This is a genomic window from Flavihumibacter sp. ZG627, from assembly GCF_000814325.1.
Taxonomy (GTDB): Bacteria; Bacteroidota; Bacteroidia; order Chitinophagales; family Chitinophagaceae; genus Flavihumibacter.
Window position 1 is genome coordinate 446,306 of sequence record NZ_JPHF01000003.1, and the last position, 20,564, is coordinate 466,869.

At 43.9% G+C, this 20,564-nt stretch carries 19 protein-coding genes; 12 read left to right on the forward strand and 7 right to left on the reverse strand.

All coding sequences use genetic code 11. The annotated features are described in order from the left end of the window. The first annotated feature begins 159 nt into the window (after positions 1–159). From HY58_RS08940 to HY58_RS08950, 3 genes are all read left to right on the forward strand, one after another. Entirely contained in the window at positions 160–1,845 is a 1,686-nt protein-coding gene (locus tag HY58_RS08940; protein WP_039130677.1) for a peptidase domain-containing ABC transporter, read from the forward strand. A gap of 154 nt (positions 1,846–1,999) precedes the next feature. Next, positions 2,000–3,235 (forward strand): HlyD family secretion protein, encoded by a 1,236-nt coding sequence (locus HY58_RS08945; RefSeq protein ID WP_253271534.1) that lies wholly within the window; start codon positions 2,000–2,002, stop codon positions 3,233–3,235. A gap of 38 nt (positions 3,236–3,273) precedes the next feature. Then, positions 3,274–4,668: a TolC family protein gene (locus tag HY58_RS08950; RefSeq protein WP_172644627.1), complete on the forward strand. Its 1,395-nt coding sequence runs from the start codon at positions 3,274–3,276 to the stop codon at positions 4,666–4,668. 179 nt (positions 4,669–4,847) lie between these two features. On the opposite strand, the gene meaB is transcribed toward HY58_RS08950, so the two are convergent. Further along, positions 4,848–5,735, reverse strand: coding sequence for a methylmalonyl Co-A mutase-associated GTPase MeaB (gene meaB, locus HY58_RS08955; protein ID WP_039130678.1), 888 nt, complete (start codon positions 5,733–5,735; stop codon positions 4,848–4,850). Positions 5,736–5,841: 106 nt separating this feature from the next. On the opposite strand from meaB, the gene HY58_RS08960 reads away from it, so the two are divergent. Further along, a complete protein-coding gene (locus HY58_RS08960) occupies positions 5,842–6,735 on the forward strand; it encodes a glycosyltransferase family 2 protein (protein ID WP_052323976.1) in 894 nt (297 codons plus the stop codon). A 6-nt stretch (positions 6,736–6,741) separates the two neighbouring features. Here HY58_RS08960 and HY58_RS08965 read toward each other — a convergent pair whose 3' ends face one another. Then, complete coding sequence (locus tag HY58_RS08965) at positions 6,742–7,605, reverse strand: glycosyl transferase (RefSeq protein ID WP_039130682.1); 864 nt, start codon at positions 7,603–7,605, stop codon at positions 6,742–6,744. Positions 7,606–7,673: 68 nt separating this feature from the next. Between HY58_RS08965 and HY58_RS08970 the strand changes: the two genes are divergently transcribed. The 6 genes from HY58_RS08970 (at position 7,674) to HY58_RS09000 (ending at position 13,612) form a co-directional block, all read left to right on the forward strand. Further along, positions 7,674–8,318 (forward strand): LON peptidase substrate-binding domain-containing protein, encoded by a 645-nt coding sequence (locus HY58_RS08970; protein ID WP_039130685.1) that lies wholly within the window; start codon positions 7,674–7,676, stop codon positions 8,316–8,318. Between the two features lie 5 nt (positions 8,319–8,323). Further along, complete coding sequence (locus tag HY58_RS08975) at positions 8,324–9,049, forward strand: type III pantothenate kinase (protein WP_039130688.1); 726 nt, start codon at positions 8,324–8,326, stop codon at positions 9,047–9,049. Beyond that, entirely contained in the window at positions 9,027–10,388 is a 1,362-nt protein-coding gene (locus HY58_RS08980; protein WP_039130690.1) for a hypothetical protein, read from the forward strand. The genes HY58_RS08975 and HY58_RS08980 overlap by 23 nt, the downstream gene beginning before the upstream one ends. Next, the gene (gene lptC, locus HY58_RS08985; RefSeq protein ID WP_052323977.1) at positions 10,381–11,091 is read left to right on the forward strand and encodes an LPS export ABC transporter periplasmic protein LptC; all 711 of its coding nucleotides are present in this window, start codon (positions 10,381–10,383) and stop codon (positions 11,089–11,091) included. Before HY58_RS08980 ends, lptC begins: the two co-directional genes overlap by 8 nt. A 107-nt stretch (positions 11,092–11,198) precedes the next feature. Next, on the forward strand, positions 11,199–12,185 hold the full coding sequence (locus tag HY58_RS08990) for an aldo/keto reductase (RefSeq protein ID WP_039130691.1): 987 nt from the start codon (positions 11,199–11,201) through the stop codon (positions 12,183–12,185). A gap of 605 nt (positions 12,186–12,790) precedes the next feature. Next, entirely contained in the window at positions 12,791–13,612 is an 822-nt protein-coding gene (locus tag HY58_RS09000; RefSeq protein ID WP_039130698.1) for an NAD(P)-dependent oxidoreductase, read from the forward strand. 50 nt (positions 13,613–13,662) lie between these two features. Here the strand turns inward: HY58_RS09000 and lysS are convergent, their stop codons facing one another. Beyond that, entirely contained in the window at positions 13,663–15,180 is a 1,518-nt protein-coding gene (lysS, locus tag HY58_RS09005) for a lysine--tRNA ligase (RefSeq protein WP_039130700.1), read from the reverse strand. Positions 15,181–15,312: 132 nt separating this feature from the next. On the opposite strand from lysS, the gene HY58_RS09010 reads away from it, so the two are divergent. Together HY58_RS09010 and HY58_RS09015 are read left to right on the forward strand one after the other, a co-directional pair. Then, the gene (locus HY58_RS09010; RefSeq protein ID WP_039130702.1) at positions 15,313–16,149 is read left to right on the forward strand and encodes a UDP-2,3-diacylglucosamine diphosphatase; all 837 of its coding nucleotides are present in this window, start codon (positions 15,313–15,315) and stop codon (positions 16,147–16,149) included. Positions 16,150–16,179: 30 nt separating this feature from the next. Next, complete coding sequence (locus tag HY58_RS09015) at positions 16,180–17,214, forward strand: glycosyltransferase family protein (protein ID WP_039130704.1); 1,035 nt, start codon at positions 16,180–16,182, stop codon at positions 17,212–17,214. 9 nt (positions 17,215–17,223) lie between these two features. Here the strand turns inward: HY58_RS09015 and HY58_RS09020 are convergent, their stop codons facing one another. The 4 genes from HY58_RS09020 to HY58_RS09035 are packed head-to-tail and all read right to left on the reverse strand — an operon-like array spanning position 17,224 to position 20,381. Next, positions 17,224–18,090, reverse strand: a complete 867-nt coding sequence (locus tag HY58_RS09020; protein ID WP_052323978.1) for an SDR family oxidoreductase — start codon at positions 18,088–18,090, stop codon at positions 17,224–17,226. Beyond that, entirely contained in the window at positions 18,063–19,070 is a 1,008-nt protein-coding gene (locus HY58_RS09025) for an NAD-dependent epimerase/dehydratase family protein (protein WP_039130708.1), read from the reverse strand. Before HY58_RS09025 ends, HY58_RS09020 begins: the two co-directional genes overlap by 28 nt. Next, a complete protein-coding gene (locus HY58_RS09030) occupies positions 19,067–19,684 on the reverse strand; it encodes a CPBP family intramembrane glutamic endopeptidase (protein ID WP_039130711.1) in 618 nt (205 codons plus the stop codon). The genes HY58_RS09025 and HY58_RS09030 overlap by 4 nt, the downstream gene beginning before the upstream one ends. A 7-nt stretch (positions 19,685–19,691) precedes the next feature. Continuing rightward, positions 19,692–20,381, reverse strand: coding sequence for a DUF6134 family protein (locus HY58_RS09035; RefSeq protein ID WP_039130713.1), 690 nt, complete (start codon positions 20,379–20,381; stop codon positions 19,692–19,694). Positions 20,382–20,564 lie beyond the last annotated feature (183 nt).

Genomic DNA, 20,564 nt, shown 5'->3' on the forward strand with positions numbered 1-20,564 from the left:
TGAGGGGCATTAAGACTTGGGATTATTTTGTTAAAACAAGCAAAATCAGCTGTAGTTTTGAACTTTTTGTGGGCTTCCCTGTTTTATCGGAACACTTAATTGCCTGTTCAAAGGATCAGGCTGCAGCATTTAACTCTCTTTCACATAACGGAAACCAAAATGGCAAATGATCTAGCTGAGAAGGACCTAAAGCGTCCTTTACAACGCTTATTGCAGGTACTAAACCTGGAAAGAAAGGAAATAGGGTCTATTTATTTTTATGCGATACTCGCCGGACTTTTGCAATTAGCCGTTCCGTTAGGTGTGCAGGCCATTATCAATTTTGTTCTTGCCGGCCGGATGTCTACCTCTATTATTGTGCTCATAGTACTTGTTGTGATCAGTGTGTTTTTAACTGGCTTATTACAGGTAAACCAGATGAAGATCATAGAAAAGATCCAGCAACGCATTTTTACCCGTTATTCATTTGAATTTGCCTGGCGCATTCCACGTCTCGATCTGAAAAGGATTGATCAGTATTATCTCCCTGAATTTGTTAACCGTTTCTTCGACACCATTAATCTCGAAAAAAGTTTAAGCCGGATCCTTCTGGATATACCCGCAGCCATGATCCAGGTGATCTTTGGTCTCATACTTCTATCACTTTATGCAAATGTCTTTATCATTTTCAGCTTATTAGTGTTACTAATTCTATTTATAATTATTCGGGTCACTTACGCAAGAGGGCTTTCCACAAGCCTCGATGAAAGCGAAAATAAATATGCGGTAGCAGGATGGCTGGAAGAAATAGCCAGGGTGTTGAAATCATTCCAGTTTTCACGGGGGTCATCATTGCCCGTTGATAAAACAGACGCCTTGGTAACAGGTTATCTCCATGCGCGCACAAGTCATTTCCGAATTTTGTTGATGCAGTATTGGTCTCTTATCGGTTTTAAAATTATTATCACTGCTGGTATGCTGATAGTGGGCGCATTTCTGTTGGTAAGTAATGAAATTAACGTTGGTCAGTTTGCGGCAGCTGAGATCGTTATATTATTAGTACTGGCATCCGTTGAAAAACTTATCCGCAGCCTTGATAAAATTTACGATATCCTCACCAGCGTTGAGAAACTAGGTAAGGTGATTGATAAGCCATTGGAAGCTGAAGGGTCACTAAGACCCGACGAATTACAGCAGGGTATGTCCGTTTCAGTCAGCGATCTCAGTTTCAGTTATAACGATGAGACCTCTATTTTGCAACAGGTATCATTTGATATTCATTCAGGTGAAAAGGTCTGTATTACAGGAGGCGATGGTTCAGGTAAGTCAACCATACTGAAATTATTAACCGGCGCTTATAACGATTTTCGGGGGAGAATAAGTATCAACAATATTCCAATTGGTAATTATAACCCAGCCTTCTTGCGGGCAGAAACAGGAATTCTTTTTCATCAGCAGGATATATTCCAGGGAACGCTCTATGAGAATATAACGCTGGGTGATACTGCAGTTACTACGTCTGAAATTACAATACTTGCAACTCAACTCGGAATCAGTGATTTTATCTCCTCTCTGAAAAAAGGTTACGATACCCCAATTGATGCTGCCGGAAAGCGATTGTCCAGTGCCGTTATCCGAAAAGTACTTTTATTGAGAGCGCTCATATCCAACCCTAAATTATTATTACTGGAGGAGCCCTGGCTGGGCTTTGATGCAGAAAGCAAGGCAAAAGTTGAAAACTATTTACTGCACCAGATCCCTGGAACCACAGTGATCGTAATCAGCAATGATGAAGATTTTTCAAGGAAATGTGATCAGGTACTTGCCATGCAGGATGGAACAATTATTAAGAAAGCAACACCATAATACTAACCAGTTATAATAGCAGAATATGGCCTTTCAATTATTAACTCCTGATATACAATCCAAGGTTGGAAAGCCCTTACAATCCTTTGGAAAAATTTACCGGCAAAACAAGGTGAGTAATATCCGGCTTTACTTTTTTCTCATAATCCTATTCGTGATCATAATCTTGTTTTTGCCATGGACGCAGAATATTCGCAGTACTGGAGCGGTTACAACATTAAGGCAGGAACAAAGACCACAACAGATTAATAATATTATCGGTGGACGTATTGTAAAATGGTGGGTGAAGGAGGGCGACTTTGTTAATAAGGGGGATACTATTGTGCAGCTGGCAGAAATAAAGGATGATTACCTCGATCCGAATCTTTTGCAGCGTACCGAACAGCAATTATCTGCAGAGCGAATGACCATTGATTTTTATGAAGGAAAAGTAAAAAGTACAGATCAGCAGATTAAGGCACTCGAGAATGAAAGAGAGTTGAAACTGAATTCAATTGATAATAAGATAATCCAGACCAACCGCAAAGTACAGAGCGATAGTATGAAAGTTAGCGCGGCAATGAACGAAATGAATGTTGCCGATCGCCAACTGGAGGGTGCAGTGAAAATGTATGAGCAGGGAGTTATTCCATTAACTGAGTTTGAACGAAGAAAAGTGATGCACCAGAATGTGAATGCGAAATTGATTGGAGCACAAAACGATTTCAACAATAGCAAACAGGATCTGCTCATTTTACAGTTGGAGCGTAGCGCAGCAATTCAGGAATATGCGGAGAAGATTGCAAAGGCTTCAGGTGATCGGTTTCAATCCCAATCTCAGATCTCCAGTGGTCAAGGGAAAGTGGCGAAGTTGCAAAATCAATATGATAATTACAGGATCCGTAATGGACAGTATTATGTGCTTGCGCCGCAGGATGGACAGGTAATTAAAGCAATGAAGGCCGGTATTAATGAAATGCTGAAGGAAGGTGATATGATTGTTGAAATAGTCCCTAAAAATTATCAGCTGGCGGTTGAGGTGTGGGTGAAGCCAATGGATCTGCAACTACTTACCCCTGGACAAAAAACACGGTTTATGTTCGATGGATTTCCGGCAATTATTTTCAGTGGATGGCCCGAAGCTTCTTATGGAACCTATGGTGGTGAAATTGTAGCCATTGAATCGAATCTTAGCAGCAATGGTATGTTTCGGGTTTTGGTAGCAGAAGATAAGAATGACCGACCCTGGCCCGCAAACATGAAACTCGGCACAGGTGCGGTAAACTTTACACTCTTGAAAGATGTATCGGTATGGTATGAATTATGGCGGCAGATCAATGGTTTCCCGCCTGATTATTATCGCCCTCAAACAACATCAAACGCAAAAGAAGGGAAAGAAAATAATTATTGATGATTAAGGATGCAGTACATAATTTGAAAACTGGCTTATTGACTTTATTCGTTTGTTGCACAACTGCAGGCAAGCTCTTGCAGGCGCAGGACTCTTTGCCTGTATTGTCGGAAGATGATTTTATCAATATTGTGAAAGAGCATCATCCTGTTGCTAAGCAGGCCGGCTTATTGGTAGATGCTGCAAGAGCGCAACTTGTTGCTATACGAGGAGAATTTGATCCGCAGGTATTTCTAAGCAACGATCAAAAAACATTTGATGGAAAGAACTATTACAATTATTCTAATGCAGAGCTTGGTATACCTACCTGGTTTGGCCTAGAAGTTTATGCCGGCCTGGAGAATAATAGGGGGGATTTTACTAATCCTGAAGTATCGCTTGCCCGTACGAGTTATGCTGGCATCAGTTTACCATTATTAAAAGACCTTGTATTGGATAAGCGCCGTGCCGCTCTTGAGCAGGGAAAACTATTTACTCAGCAGTCAGCTTTTGAACGACGTGTTTTGATCAACGATCTTTTATTGGATGCATATAATGCCTATTGGGCCTGGGCCCGCGATCACCAGTTACTGAAGGTACTGGATACCACTATTTTATTGAATGAAGCCAGATACCAGCTGGTGCGTGTTTCATTTGAACAGGGCGATCGTGCAGCTGTTGATACTACAGAAGCACTAGTGCAATTGCAGGCCTTTCAGCAACAACGGGAAGAAGCATGGTTGAAATTCAGGAAATCAACATTGGAATTGTCAACATTTTTATGGATGGAAGATGATAAACCCGTTTACCTCAACGAGCGGGTTATTCCCGATACCTTATGGTCAAAGCAACCTATTGCAAAATATGAAGTGGACCAACTCAATAACTGGATCGCAGAAGCGCTTACTGGCCATCCTAAGTTGCAGGAAATCAATTATAAATTGCAATCCCTGGAAGTTGAACGAAGATTAAAATTTCAAAGCCTTCTCCCAAAAGTTGACCTGAAGTATAATTTTCTGCAAAAAGGATATAATGTGACTAATGCCTTTAAGGCTAATCTATTTGTGAATAATTACAAGTTTGGGGTAAATGCAATTATCCCCATTCCCAATAGAAGTGGAATCGGTAATTATCGTGCTGCAAAGATCAAGATTAAATCCACCGAACTTGATCGCAGCTTCACAGAACTGAATCTTGAGAATAAGATCCGATTCCATTACAGTGAGGTGCTCAACCTGCAAAAGCAAATAGCCATTTACGAAAATGCTTACCGCAACTACTCACGCCTTTTTGAGGCAGAGCAGCTGAAATTTTCCCTGGGTGAAACAACCTTGTTCTTACTTAACTCCCGCGAAACCAAATTGTTAGAAGCAAAGCAGAAGCTACTGGAACTTAAAGTGAAGTTTTACCAGGCCTTCGCTGCATTAAACTGGGCCGCGGGCGGGTTGCAGTAATCTACTTCCACAATCAACCAGGCGCCGCATATTAGAGTTCTCCAGTGTTCAAAAAATCCGGAGTTGGATATACTTATCAGATGGGGACCGGATGGAGATAAAGAGGCGACCAGGAGGCGACCACTATTAATCTAAGTAAAGGTTAAATGCCTTCTTTAGCGGTCGAATAGCTGTCTGCCTCAATGAAATTGCATCACAAATTTGTATAGATTAAAGGCGTTCTTTTCCTGGAGCTCCTCAATTGCTTCCTTAAGCCGCTGCTTATTGATATCCTTCATCCGGTTACGCTCAATAAGGTGGTATGCCCTTTCGGCAAGCAGCCAGGCTTTTCTATCTGTTTGCTCATGGTGAAGTAATACAGCTTCAATTGCTGCCAGCACTTGCTCCGTTCCTTTTTTTTCAGAAGCAATGGTTTTGATCACCTCCACTGCGTTTTTATGGCGGCTGAATGTGGGTGCCAGCATGCTCCGAAGGTTGCGGACGAATTGATCGGCATCGGGACGGTCAGCCTTATTTACTACAAACAGATCTGCGATCTCCATCAGTCCCGCCTTCATCGTTTGGATCTCATCTCCCGCTTCAGGTACCAATATCACAGCTGTAACATCTGCCAGACCAACAATCTCTACCTCGCTTTGTCCCACCCCAACAGTTTCCACTATTATATAATCAAATGGCGCAACTTTAAGTAATTCAGTGATCTCAATGATATGAGGATGCAATCCCCCCAAAGATCCACGGGTTGCGAGTGAACGAATAAAAACGGAGGGGTGATTGTACCAGTCATTCATGCGTATGCGATCACCTAACAACGCGCCCATATTGAATGGGGATGATGGATCCACGCAGAGAACGGCAACTTTCTTACCTGCATCCACCATTATGCTGATGAGAGCGTTGACAAGGGTGCTTTTGCCAGCCCCCGGTGGACCGGTAATGCCTATGACCGGAGTATTGAAATGCGGCAGCGATTGCATAAGGTCCTCATATCCAGGTACTTCGTTCTCAATCATGGAGATGCTTCGGGCTATCAGTTTAAAATCGCCTGTAAGAATTCCTTTCAACATAAGCTGCCAGATTGGCTTGAAAGATAAGACCAGGAATTCAATTCTGATGACTGGACTGCCAACTTAGAAAATTATTTCTAATATTGCTCCAGATCAAAGTGGGAACATGTTCAACTATTCTTCTCTTAGGACCAGGAAAGTGGTCATCTCCGAGGCCGTTTACTCGGTGATCATACCCTCTTGGAATAACCTTCCTTTCCTGAAGCTCTGCATTGAGAGCATCCGAAAAAACTCTTCCCTGAAAATGCAAATTATCATTCACCTGAATGAGGGGAAGGATGGTTCACTTGAGTGGGTGCAGTCTCAACCAGAATTGAGCTATCTGTTGACTAAGGAAAATGTTGGCGTTTGTTATGCCCTAAACATTGCCCGTACCTTAGTGGAAACTGAACATATTGTCTATTTAAATGATGATATGTATGTATGTCCGGGCTGGGATGCCGCCCTGATGCAAGAGGTTCAGGGCCAGCAAGGGAAACTTTACTTTATTTCAGGAACCGCCATTGAGCGCAATCCGCAGAGCAATTGCTCCATCAAGGGTGACTACGGAGAGGGTATAGAAGATTTCATGGAAGAGGCCTTGCTGAAGGAATTTGACAAATTACCGATGGAGGATTGGCAGGGTGCCACCTGGCCGCCTAATATCATACATCGGGACCTTTGGGACTTAGTGGGAGGTTACAGCACGGAATTTAGTCCGGGCATGTATTCAGATCCCGATTTTTCAATGAAACTATGGAATGCGGGAATTCGTTATTTCAAGGGGGTGGCTGCAAGTAGGGTATATCATTTCGGTTCTGTTTCGACCAAAAAGGTAAAAAAAAATCGGGGCTACTATCAGTTCATTGCCAAATGGGGTTTTACTTCGAGTACCCTTACCCGCTATATACTCAGAAGAGGAGAAAAGTTTGACGGGCCATTAAAGAATTACGCCTTACCTGTTACATTAAGAATCAAAAATTTCTTCAAGCGAATTGATTTGCTCTTCAGGGAATATTAGCCTCGATCAGATGATCTCGTAATTCCGAAAGGCAAAAAGTCGCTTACCGGTAATTTTCTCCAACCTATAAAGAAGCCAGTCTTTGAAAGAAAATTTCTTTTTACTGATATCGAAGTTCACCTGCCAATTTTTGTTTCTAATTCTTTCCAAATACACAGCAGGATGGGTGCCTTCAAATCTGACAAGTGATTCGAAGTCATTTGGGTTGAATAATTCTTCTGGTGCCCCTCCCTTTTTGCCCATTTCCTCCCAATAGTGGACCATATTCGCCACTTTCGACCTCATCTGTTCCTCGCTCTTCACCCATCCATAATGATATACCCAGGCTTGAGTGGGTTTTACCCTGATCTTTTCACCGTTTCGTCTAAAACCCTGGGCATCGCGGTAGGCGCGGATCGATTTATCATTGCGGATCAGCCTCACTTCTTTATCATACCATTTTCTACTGTCTCCCACATAGTCATAGGTGCCATAAAAATGAAGGTAATTGAATAGCAGTCCATCCACGCGGTGGTCAGCCAGGTGCCGTTTGGCGGCATCCAGAATGGAAGCGTGGTATTTTTCATGGATGCATTCATCGCCCTGGATGTAGAATGCCCAGTCGCTGTCGGCACCCACCAGATCAAACGCTTTATTGGTTTCATCGGCCAGCACGAAACCACCTTTCTGAAGGCTCTTATCCCAAACAGAATGATGAATGCGAATTTTATCGGAGTTGATAGAGCGGATCAGGGCCTCGGTATCATCTGTGCTGTCGCCTACCAGAACAATCATCTCATCCACTATCGGTAAGATCGACCGGATGGCTTCCGTAATGGGATAATCGTTGATGACCGCATTTTTGATGATAGTAAATCCGGTAATTTTCATAAACTTTATTGTGGCGTAATAGTTACCTGTTATAAGGCGAAGATAAGACCAACCGTGAATGCTGATCCATGACAAATTTCATTCCTATATTCCCCCTGGCCATCGTTGTTTACCCCGGAGAGCAACTTAACCTCCACATCTTTGAATCGCGCTACAAGCAGCTTATAAACGAATGTGTTGACGGCAAGAAGTTTTTCGGCATACCCACCGTTCTAGAAAAGAAAGTACAGGAGGTGGGTACACTGATGCGGGTAACCGAAGTGACCAAAATTTATGAATCGGGCGAAATGGATATCCGCACAGAAGGGGTGAAGGTATTCCGCATCCTCGAGCAGGTGAAGGATATTCCTGACAAACTCTACACGGGTGCTATTGTCAATTACCCTCCTAATATCGGGGGTAAGGGTAAACGGCCGCTGATGGAAGTGGTGTTGGCTGGTATCCGCGAATTGCACCGCCTGCTGGAAGTCAAAAAGGATTTTAAAAAGCCCGACGACCAATTGATCAGCTACGATGTGGCACATCACGCCGGACTTTCAATTGAAGAGGAATATGAGTTGCTGGGATTACTCCATGAGCTCCAGCGGCAGGAATATCTTAAGCGACACCTCGCGAAAGTGTTACCGGTGATTGCCGAAATGGAACAGCTTAAAGAAAAAGTGAAGCTCAACGGCCATTTTAAAAACCTATCTTCGCTCGATTTAGATGTGTAAACCAAATGGCTGCTACCACGCTCTGTTTTGATTTTGGAAATACTCGCCAAAAATATGCTGTATTTAAGGGGGCTGATCTGCAGGAAGTTATCCTGCTGGAAAATACCGGGGCGGAAACGATCCGGCAGGCATTAGCGCGCTTCCAGCCAGAGAGAACTATTTTGTCGTCGGTAATGGATCATGACCCGCAGGTGGAAGTGGAATTGGAAGGGGCGTCGAGGTTTCATAAACTCAGCCACCTTACTCGGCTTCCTTTCACTACGCCGGTTGGGAAACCATCCACCATTGGGGCCGACCGGCTTGCCATCGTTGCTGCTGCCGTGAATCTTTTCCCGCAGCGGAACAACCTGGCGATAGCATTGGGAACGGCCATCACCTACAATTTCGTGAACCGTAACCATGAATTCCTGGGTGGAGGAATATCACCGGGTATGGATATGCGTTTCCGCAGTCTGAGCGACTATACGGCAAAATTGCCACTGGTGAAAGAAGACTGGAATTTCCCTTTGGTGGGTTATGATACTGTCACAAATATTACCAGCGGGGTGATCCTCGGGATGGCTAAGGAAATTGACGGATTCATAGATGCCTACAAAGAAAGGTATGGGAACTTTAACGTGCTGTTAACCGGGGGTAATTCGGGCTATTTTGTGCCGCATCTAAAAAACAAGATATTTGCCGACCAGAATTTAATATTTAAAGGACTGTATGCGATCAGTGAGTGTAATTAAAAGACCAATTTCCCAGCTGTTTTTTACTGTTTTGCTTTTAAGCGGACTTATGGCGGGTGCACAGGAGAACTCTCCCTATTCCCGTTATGGCTGGGGTAACCTGGTTCCAGGCACTCCTGTTGCCACAAGAGGAATGGGCGGTATCACTACCGGCTTCGTGGATTATGACCCCCGTTTTGACCTCAAACTTCGCTACCCGAAGCCACAGACCCTGAACACTTTCAACCCTGCCAGTTATGGCAAACTCAGGATCACCTCTTTCGATCTTGGGTTCCAGGTAGATAACCAGAGTTTGCGCCAGCAGAACCGGACCGATAAGTACAAAGCAAGTTTCGCCAATATCTCCTATATTCAGTTGGGAATCCCCTTGAGCAGGAAGAATAATTTTGGGATGGTACTGGGATTGCGTCCGGTTAGCAGGATCAACTACAAGATTACATCATCCGGCCGCGAATTCAACCCTGAAACCGGAAATCCGATTGATTCCACCCTTACCCTTAATGAAGGAACAGGTGGCTCATACCAGGCCTTTGCCGGATTGGGAAAAGGCTTTGGCAATTTTAGTATCGGGGCTAATGTGGGATACCATTTCGGCACCAAGGATATCAGCACCAGGAAAAGCTTCCTCAATGATTCAGTCCTCTACCGCAAAGGGAACTACCAGACCAAGATCAATTTCGGTGGTGTATTCCTGAATGGTGGCGTTCAGTACATTGCTAAACTCGACAAAAAAACAAGGTTGGTTTTGGGTGCAACGGCAACTCTGAAACAGGATTTCAACGCCACCCGCGATATCACCAATGAAACTTTTGAATACGATGGATCGGGTGGAACCTTTTCCACTGATAGTGTTTATAAAGAAGCTGATGTTGCAGGTAAGGTCAGTTTTCCCGCAACCTATTCTGTTGGTTTCACACTCGATCGCCAGGACAAATGGATGATCGGAGCCGAGTATACTACCACGGCCTGGGATGATTTCAGGATCTATGGCGAAAAAGACTCTGTGGTTTCTAATAACATGATCAGGATAGGCGGACAACTAACGCCCAATCCATTTGGCGCTAATTACTGGGGAAGGGTAACCTACCGGGCAGGTTTCAATTTTGGAACTGATTATATTAAGGTGCGTGATGAAGACCTGAATCAATATGCAGTAACTGCTGGTTTTGGATTTCCGGTAAGGCCAAACCGTTTCAGCGAGCAGTATACCAATCTTAATCTCGCCCTTGAATATGGAAGAAGGGGAAACACATCCACTTATCTCCAGGAGAATACATTCAGGATATCATTAGGCTTCACCCTGAGTGACCTCTGGTTCGTGAAGCGTAAATATGATTAAATATCTCTCTTATATTCTGTGCTTCCTTTTTATCGTCGCCTGTGAAAACAGCGAAGAAGAGATCAATGCCCTAACCACCAAGCGCATTGCGGTGGAGGAGGCAAAATTCATTGAGAGTTATCTCAGCCAGGGGGGAAAGATGCGTGCGCGGCTAACCGCCCCTGTTATGAACCGCTACCAGACCGACAGTCCATACATTGAATTTCCCAATACGCTTCATGTTGATTTCTTTAAGGACAGTCTGCTTAAGGTGGAAAGCCAGCTGGATGCAAAATATGGTCGTTATAAAGAAAGTGATAACAAGGTTTTCCTGCGAGACAGTGTGATTGTTTTTAATGACAAGAAGGATACTTTGAAATGCCAGGAGTTATGGTGGGACCAGAATCTGGAGAAATTCTATACCGATAAGCCGGTCCAGATCCACCAGCCCGATAAGATAATCTTTGGAAACGGTCTTGAAGCCGACCAGGCTTTTAACTGGTGGGTTATAACCCAGGTAACAGGAGAGTTGCTGGTACCCAAGGGAGGATTCGCAACTACGCCGGTAATTGACTCATCAATGACAGCGCCTGGCGATGGTGGGGTTGACAGTCTTCAACTAAATGTTCCGCCACCCCCGTTCCGCCCGGTTCCCAGGATGCGGTCCCCGGTTGATTCGGCCCGCGAAGCACAACGGCGCGCAAGGGACAGTGCCAGGCAATAGTGATCAGCGTCACACAGCGAACTCATTTTCATTCGTATATTCATCCTCCGGATTTATACCTGCAAATCGCCGATTTTAATCACTTTATCAGCAACTAAAAAATATGTATGCAATACCGTTACATGGGCCGTACCGGCCTGCAATTAAGTGTTCTAAGTTTTGGAAGCTGGGTTAGTTTCCATAAGCAAATTGATGACAGCAAAGCCGATGAGCTGATGGGCATTGCCTATGACAGAGGCATCAATTTTTTTGATAACGCGGAGGGCTATGCGCATGGCGAAAGTGAAAAAATGATGGGTCGCGTGCTGAAAGGAAAGAACTGGGACCGGACCTCTTATATTCTCTCTTCTAAGGTTTTCTTCGGCAGCCGGAAAGATAGCAAACCTAACCAGACGGGGCTGAGCCGGAAGCACATTATTGAAGCCTGCCATGAGGCTATTAGCCGGATGCAGACAGATTACCTTGACCTCTATTTCTGCCACCGTCCCGACCCTGCGGTGCCTATTGAAGAGGTGGTGTGGACCATGCACAATCTCATAACCCAGGGCAAGGTGCTCTATTGGGGAACCAGTATGTGGAGTGCAGCCGAGATCATGGAAGCCCACCGGGTGGCGCAGCAATATGGACTGATAGGGCCGGTGATGGAACAGCCCCAGTATAATATGTTTGAACGCTATAAAATGGAGATGGACTATTTACCCGTATTCCGCAATGTGGGATTGGGCACTACCATCTGGAGCCCGCTGGCGGCAGGATTTCTTACGGGAAAATATCTATCTGGTTTTCCTGAGGGGTCAAGACTTGGGCTGGAGGGCTTTGAATGGCTGAAGGACCGCTGGCTACAGGAAGAGAAGATCGGTAAGCTTCGTAAGCTGGATGGCCTGGCTAAAGAATTGGGCATATCTGTAGGCGGAATGGCGATTGCCTGGACTATCAGGAATCCAAATGTGACTACTGCCATACTGGGAGCAACCAGTGCTCCACAACTCGAAGAGAACCTGAAGGCCCTTGAAATATTGCCGCTTCTTACTGATGAGGTAATGCAGAAAATTGAGGATATTCTTCAGAATAAGCCTTTCCTTAACCTGGCATAAATTAAAAAGCCCCCAAGGCGTGAGCTGCGGGGGCTTTAATGCTTTTGTACGATTCAGAGCCATTGGTTTAGGTCATCGATAGGTACAAATTTTACGGTCGGTCATTCTTTAGGAATTGGATCGCGTGAAATAGGATTTTAAAAACGTTCTGTCAGTTAAATGATAATCAATCATTTGGTCTTTCTTCGGATTTTTGGACTCTTGGTTTTTCTTTGGATCTGGATCTTTTGGACTTTGGACTTGAAACTTTTTGGACTTAAGTTACAAACGGTTTGGACTAGGACTTGGTTTTTTTCGGACTCTTGGACTTTTTGGTTTTTTAAAGGATCTGGTTCTTCTTTCTTCGGTTTAGGATCTTTTGGATTTCCGATTTACATCGGGATGGTTTTTTCTTAGGATCTGGTTGATTTGTTATCGATCAACTGACATAACAAAAGTATTAACAGTACCCTAACGTAACAAGAGCAGTAATGCTTAATCTTCTCTCTTCGGTAAATACCCGCAAAATCGTAGAATTACGAGGTGAAAATTGGTAGAACTCGCCTAACTTCCGTTAGCTTTTAGATAAAATTAATCCGTTAAACCTTCAAAAACCTCAGTAAAACATGGAGTTTCAAAACAAAAACGTACTTATAACAGGTGGTAGCCGGGGAATCGGGAAGGCAATAGCACTTCGGCTGGCGGCGGGAGGAGCCAATATTGCTGTAGCCGCAAAAACCGTGGAACCACATCCAAAACTTGACGGCACGATCTATTCTGCCGCGGAAGAAATCAAAAAGGCAGGGGCAGGGAAAGTACTTCCCCTTCAGGCCGATATTCGTTATGAAGAAAGTATTCAGCAGGCGGTGGAAGCAACTGTTAAGGAATTTGGTGGGATTGATATCCTTATTAATAATGCAAGTGCTATCAGTCTTACCCCAACAGAACAAACTGAAGCCAAAAGATGGGATCTGATGCATGGTATCAATGTAAGGGGAACCTTCCTGGTGTCTAAAGCTTGTATCCCTCACCTTAAAAATGCGCATAATCCGCATATACTCAACCTGTCTCCGCCCCTTAATATGGATCCCCGCTGGTTTGCGCCGCACCTGGCTTATACGATGAGTAAATATGGGATGAGCATGGTGGTGTTTGGCCTGGCGGAAGAACTGAAGCCTCACCGGATCGCTGCAAACGCCCTATGGCCCAAAACAACCATTGCCACTGCGGCTGTGGAAAACCTGCTGGGCGGTGATTTTCTTATCCAACGCAGCCGGACCCCGGAGATAGTGGCTGATGCGGCCTGGTATATATTGCAGCGACCATCACACGAATGCAGCGGCAATTTTTTCATTGATGAAGAAGTGCTTTCGGCCGAAGGTGTGAATAATTTCAGCAAGTATGCTGTTAATCCCAACCACAAACTGATGAACGACCTATTTGTATAAAAAACCCGGTTAGCAATAAAAAGGCGCCTAAATCAGAGGCGCCCTTTTTATTAATCTTCAAAATTTTCAGGTCTCATCTGAGGAAAGAGTAATACATCCTGTATACTCGGCTGGTTGGTTAGCAACATGCAGAGACGATCAATTCCAATCCCTATACCTGCAGTGGGTGGCATGCCATATTCAAGGGCACGCAGGAAATCCTGGTCAATGAACATGGCTTCATCATCACCCCGCTCCATCAGTTTCACCTGCTCCTCAAATCTTTCACGCTGGTCAATGGGATCATTCAATTCAGAATAGGCATTAGCAATTTCCTTTCCATTGATCATCAGCTCGAAGCGTTCTACCAATCCGGTTTTGCTTCTATGTTTTTTGGTAAGCGGACTCATCTCAACAGGATAGTCCATTATAAAGGTTGGTTGTATGTAGGTATGTTCGCTGGTAGCGCCAAAAATCTCGTCTATTAATTTTCCTTTGCCGATATTAGGTGCTACTTCTATTTTGAGTTCTTTACAAACATCACGTAATCCTGCTTCATCCATTTCGCTGATATCGATACCTATATTTTCTTTTACTGAATCAAATATAGATATGCGCTTGAAGGGCGTTTTGAAGCTGATAGACTTACTGCCAACAGTAAGTTCTGTTGTGCCATGCAGTGCAATTGCCAATTTCTCCATCAACTGTTCAGTTGTTTCCATCATCCAGAAATAGTCCTTATAGGCTGTATACCACTCAAGCACAGTGAATTCAGGGTTATGTGTGCGGTCCATGCCCTCATTGCGGAAGTTTCGGCTGAACTCATAAACCCAGTCGAACCCACCAACTATGCAACGTTTGAGATAGAGCTCATTGGCAATACGTAAATAGAATGGAACATCCAGGGCATTATGATGGGTAACGAAAGGGCGTGCCGCTGCACCGCCTGGAATGGCCTGGAGAACAGGTGTATCCACTTCCAGTGCACCACGTTCATTAAGGAACTCGCGGATAGTATTGATCATTTTGGTTCGCTTCACAAACGTTTCACGAACCTGGGGATTGATGACAAGGTCGGCATAACGCTGGCGGTATTTGAACTCCGGATCTGTAACGGCATCAAATGTTTGTCCCTCGGCTTCTTTCACCACCGGCAGTGGTTTCAGGGCTTTTGTGAGGAGAGTTAATTCCTGAACGTGAACAGATGTTTCACCGGTTTTTGTTGTAAATACAAAACCCTTTATCCCGAAAATGTCGCCTATATCAGCGAGGTGTTTCCAAACATTGTCATATAAGCTCTTGTCTTCGCCGGGGCATATATCATCGCGACGAACATAAATCTGGATGCGGCCTGTGCTATCCTGCAGCACGGCAAAGCTTGCCTTACCCATGTCGCGGATGCTCATGATGCGGCCTGCAAGGCAAACCTCAGTGAAATCAGCTTTATTCTCTTCTCCTTTATAGTGTTCCCTGATATAGGAGGCATTGGTATTAACGGGAAAAAGTGCGGCAGGGAAGGCGTCTATTCCCAGCGCCTGCAGTTGCTGCAGTTTTTCTCTACGGATCTGTTCTTGTTCTGATAATTGCATGCTTCCAAAAATTTGATGGGCAAAAATAACGCATTTGGAGGGATAACAATTTCTTAGCGTATGATCATCATTTCTTAACCTTTAGGTAGTAATGAGGTAACAGGATAAAATGAAATTTACCAAACATCCCCAATGAAAAAACGCAGCCTTGATGTAGCCGTCATTTCAGACCTCCACCTTGGCACTTATGGTGCAAAGGCAAGGGAGCTGCTAAACTATCTCAGGAGCATATCTCCACAAATGCTGATCCTTAACGGTGATATTATTGACGGATGGCAATTTAGCCGGCATTATTTCCCCAGTGCACATATGGCCGTTTTGAAAGAGATCCTTTGCATGATGAGTAATGGAACGAGGGTCATCTATATCACCGGTAACCATGATGAGATAATGCGGAAATATTGTGATATACAGGTGGGAAATTTTCAGCTTACAGATAAACTGGTGGTGGAGATAAATAGTAAAATGACCTGGATTTTCCACGGTGATGTATTTGATAATACAACAAGAGGATCGGCAAAATTCTGGGCCAAGCTAGGAAGCAGCGGTTATGGATTCCTGATACTGCTGAACAGGTTTATCAATTTCCTGATGAAAATGATTGGACGGGAACGCATCTCCTTATCGAAAGCTGTAATGGCGGGAGTAAACCGTGCTGTTACCCGTATCAATGATTTCGAGATGACAGCGGCAGAGATAGCCATTGAAAAGAAATATGATTATGTGATCTGCGGGCATATTCATCAGCCACAGAAAAGAATGGTAGAAACAGAAACAGGCAGCGTTATGTATCTCAATTCGGGTGATTGGGTGGAGCATATGACCGCTCTTGAATTTCAACACAACGATTGGCATATTTATCAGTATGATGAAAAGGAATTTGCTGATACCAGGCATGAACATGTTCAGCCTGTAATAAATGTTGTAACGGACGAAGTGAATTTTTATGTGAATTCATTAGTGGGATAACACACTTGATAAAGAAATAAGTAATTAGCCATGAAGATCCTTTATTCTGTTCAGGCAACCGGCAACGGGCATATTTCTAGAGCCACGGAGTTAGTTCCGTATCTGCAACGATATGGACTTGTTGATGTTTTCCTGAGTGGTGCAAATAGCCAGCTGAAGCATGATCTGCCAGTAAAATACAGGAGCAAGGGTTTGAGTCTTTTTTATTCAAAGAATGGAGGACTTCAATATGGTAAGATCGTCAGTCAATTAAATTTTCCGGGAATAATAAAAGCAGCGCGTGAATTGCCTGTACAGAATTACGATGTTATCATAAACGATTTTGAATGCATTACTTCCATCGCTTGTGCATTCAGAAAGATCCCATCCGTCAATTTTGGTCACCAGGCTTCATTTTATTCAGACCTGGTACCGCGGCCCGCCCAGAAAGAGATAATGGGTGAGTTCCTTTTAAAAAATTATGCAAGGGCTTCGCAGTATATGGGACTTCATTTTGAGCGATATGATGATTTCATCTATGAACCGGTAATTAAGAAGGAGATATTAGAATCAAAACCGCGTAATAAGGGACATATAACAGTTTATCTTTCAGCTTATGGCGATGAAGTATTAACTGCAGAGTTTGCAAGATTATCAAATTTTAATTTTGAATTGTTTTCGAAAAATGTGAAAACACCGGTAACAATTGGCAATGTAAAATTGATGCCTGTAAGCCAAAGGCTGTTCAATGAAAGCATGATAAACTCCTATGGTGTGATCACCGGCGCAGGATTTGAGACGCCTGCGGAAGTAATGCACCTCGGTAAGAAGCTGATGGTTATTCCTATTGGCGGACAGTATGAGCAAAAATGTAATGCTGCTGCCTTAGAAAAGATGGGTGTAACTGTAGTTCCTGCACTTGATAATAATTTCCATGGTTCTTTCCTTGAATGGATCGGATCAAGCAATACCATTGTTAAAAATTATTCCAATAATATTCCTGATATACTCGGCAACCTTTTCGATAATTATCCTTCGGGAAGAGTTGGCCTGGATCTTTTATACCCTGAACTAATGATAGGGTAACATTCTTTTTCAGAGTCCGGCCGGGCAAAGTATAAGGTTTTCATGATCTTTATTTTTTGTACAGAAGCATGGAACGGGCGATACCAGTAATGGTTTACGTGCTACCAGGTAGGCTGAGAATATTTCTTTCAGCTTGTCGGGAATGATCTTATCTAACCAAAGGCTGATGCGGTTTAACCTTCCTGGGATTATCATCGGCCTGCCTTTCATTAGTGCATATAATGATTCTTCAGCAACTTCCGCCGGATCCATGGTGGCCAATTTGGTAAGCCAGCTTGCGGACTTAGATAAAAGATATTGATTAGGGTTAGAATTGATTCCACCGGGGCATACCACTGTAACGCTGATGCCTGAGTGACGGAGCTCTTTCCGAAGGCTCATAGAGAAATAACGGACATAAGATTTTGTACCTCCATATACCTGTTTGTCGGCCAGTGGAAAGAAGGAGGCCAGGCTGCTGACGTTGAGTATATATGCAGGACCATTTGCCTTTAGAATTGGAAGGAATAATCGGGTGAGTAAGGTAGTTGCCATAATATTCAACCTGATCAGTTGCTGGTAGGCATTGATATTGCCATCGGCAAACAGAACAGTATTACCAATGCCAGCATTGTTGATCAGCATATTAACCTTCCATCCTCCAAACATTATCTGTTCAAAGAGAGACCAGCATGCTGTTTCGCTGCAGAGATCTTTTTCAAACACAACCACTTTAACCGGGTAGTTCAGCCGGATATGTGCTGCCAGCTGATGGATTTCTCTGCCGGGCAATGCAACCAGAAGCATGTTCATTCCTTTCTCAGCGCAATGGAGGGAGAATGCTTTCCCGAGCCCCTCACTTGCGCCGGTTATAATTGTGAAATATGGGGTAGCCATGTCAGATCTTTTTTAAGTGATGAAAGGGTTTCAGCCATTCCGGATTCAAAAGGGGTGATGGAATAGTTGAGTTCGCGGCATGCCTTAGAACTATCGAAGGCGGCATTAGAAGTATATCTTTCAAGAGAGGATGGCGTGAACAAGGCATCTTCTCTTATGAGTTTTTTGTACTGCAGCAGGAGCTGGCTGAAAACCTTTAGTACTCCCAGCGGGAGGGGTATGTAGTTTACCTGCTCAACCAGTTGCCTGATACAGTGGAGCACTTCTCTCACCATTTTATTTTCTCCACCCAGCAGGTATTTTTCGCCGGCCCTCCCGAAACGCATGGCATTGATATGTCCACTTACTACATCATCGATATATGTATAATTACCGATTGCATTGGGGGCATAAGGCAACACGATCCATTCCTTCAACAATGCTCTTTTAAGGAGATTGGTCATGGCATTGCTTGGACTGTTTATTCCATAACCATACACTCTTGATGGACTCACGATGCACACATCCAAACCATCGATGGCAGCTTTTATGACCTCTTTTTCTGCAAGATGCTTTGATAGGTCGTAATCATTATCGAAAGGAGCAATCCGGGGTGATTCTTCTGTTGCGGGACGATTGCCGGTGGGACCAAAAACAGCCGTGCTGGAAGTATGAACCATTTTTGTTACGCCTAGTTCTTTAGCCGCTTTCAGCACATTCCTGGTTCCTTCAACATTAATCGTATAAAAGATCGAACAGTCCGGTGCCCAGAGGCGCGCATAGCCTGCTACATGAAAAACCTGGCGGGCCTGTTTCATAGCATTATATACGGCATCATAATTAGTGATGTCTCCCCTAACGAGCCTGATATTAGGATGTTGCAGTGAATTTTCCTTTTCTGGAGATCTAACCAAAGCAGTAACTTCATTTCCTTCATTAGCCAATGAGATAGCAAGCTGGTTACCGATATAGCCGGTAGCGCCGGTGACAAAGATTTTCATACGGTTATAGTTTTGGGATAAGTTGAATAATGATAGGTGATCAGGAATTCATAGGAGATACTTAGCAGTACATGAATGACCATGGCAGGCATTGCAGATCCAAAGTGCCAACTCGTTAAACACAGAATTATACCGGCAGGAATACAGGCTAAGATCATCCTGCGGCTAGCTCCGTAATGTGCCATCATATAAAGCAGCACATTGATACCGATAGAAATAGATAGCGAAAACAGTGAGGTAAACACCCAGAGCAATAGTCCGCGGAAGAAGGCTTCGTACAAGATGAGATGTACTACCCTCAGGAAAAAATAAATAGATAATGATTTCTTTCCTGGCAGGGGAAATGTCCAGTTTTTTCTTTCGCGCAGGAAACGCATAGCACCAAAATATCCGGCCACTACAGCTACACCGGCAAGGGCAATAGGCAGGGTATATTTGCCGGTACTGAGTGCAGGCAGAGTAAGATAGATGTTCCTAAGATCAGCGTAGCGGCAGGAGAGAATGACCGGGAGTGAAAAGAGTATTATCCCCTTAATTTGTTTCATGACCAACTGGACATAACCGTCACCGCGACTATCTTTTTTGATAATGTCACTAATATTATAGGCTTCCATTTTTGGCTTATTTAAGATTAAAGGAAATGGTATACAAAGAACCTTCAGTTACCATACGGGTGCAGATGCCATCTTTGTAATAATACCTGCAGGTGGTTCCATTGGGAAGTCTGATGGCATAGCAATCAGCGGCCACCTGTGATATACTGATCATCCTGCTGTAGGTATCAGAGAATACTTCCCTGATGCGGAATGGTTCCTGTGCATATAGTTTCAGGATATTGAAACTTATCTCTGGAAGGTTAAGCTTTTCGGCGGATGATTTTTTCTGAAGAAAATAGCCATCCTTCCGGCGGCTTATTGCGTGGTTCAATTTTACCTGGCCATTAACTTTCCGATGAATGGATGACTGCACCAGGCTTTCATTTTCGAAACTTGCTTCTTCATTGGACTGAACGGTGATCCTGAATAACATGGTTGCGGCGATGGAGGAAACAAGGTTATAGTTAACCATATTATCTCTCGCTTCCTGGGTGAAAACCATTTCGCCAACTTCTTTACCATTATGCAGGGCCTGGTAAGTGCGTTGGATACGCTGGCCCTGCATGGTGACTGTAGGAGATAAAAATAAAAGCAGAAGTATAATAAGATGGCGGCCGCGGCGATGTATAAAATCGGATACCAGGTTGAAAAATGGAACAGCGCCCTGGTTTCGGGCATATCTCCTGATATACAGAATTAATAAGAGGGTTAACATGGTATAAGGTTTAAGGTGATTGCTTGTGTAAAACTAGCAAGGACCCCAGGCCTTATCTAATTGATAAAACGAACTGTTAACTGACTATTTGATAATAATGCGGCAATAGGCAAAAGAAGATTTGCCTTTGGTAATAAATCGTAGTTTCTTCCGGGTATTTTTCCCGTTATTATGCATTTTCCC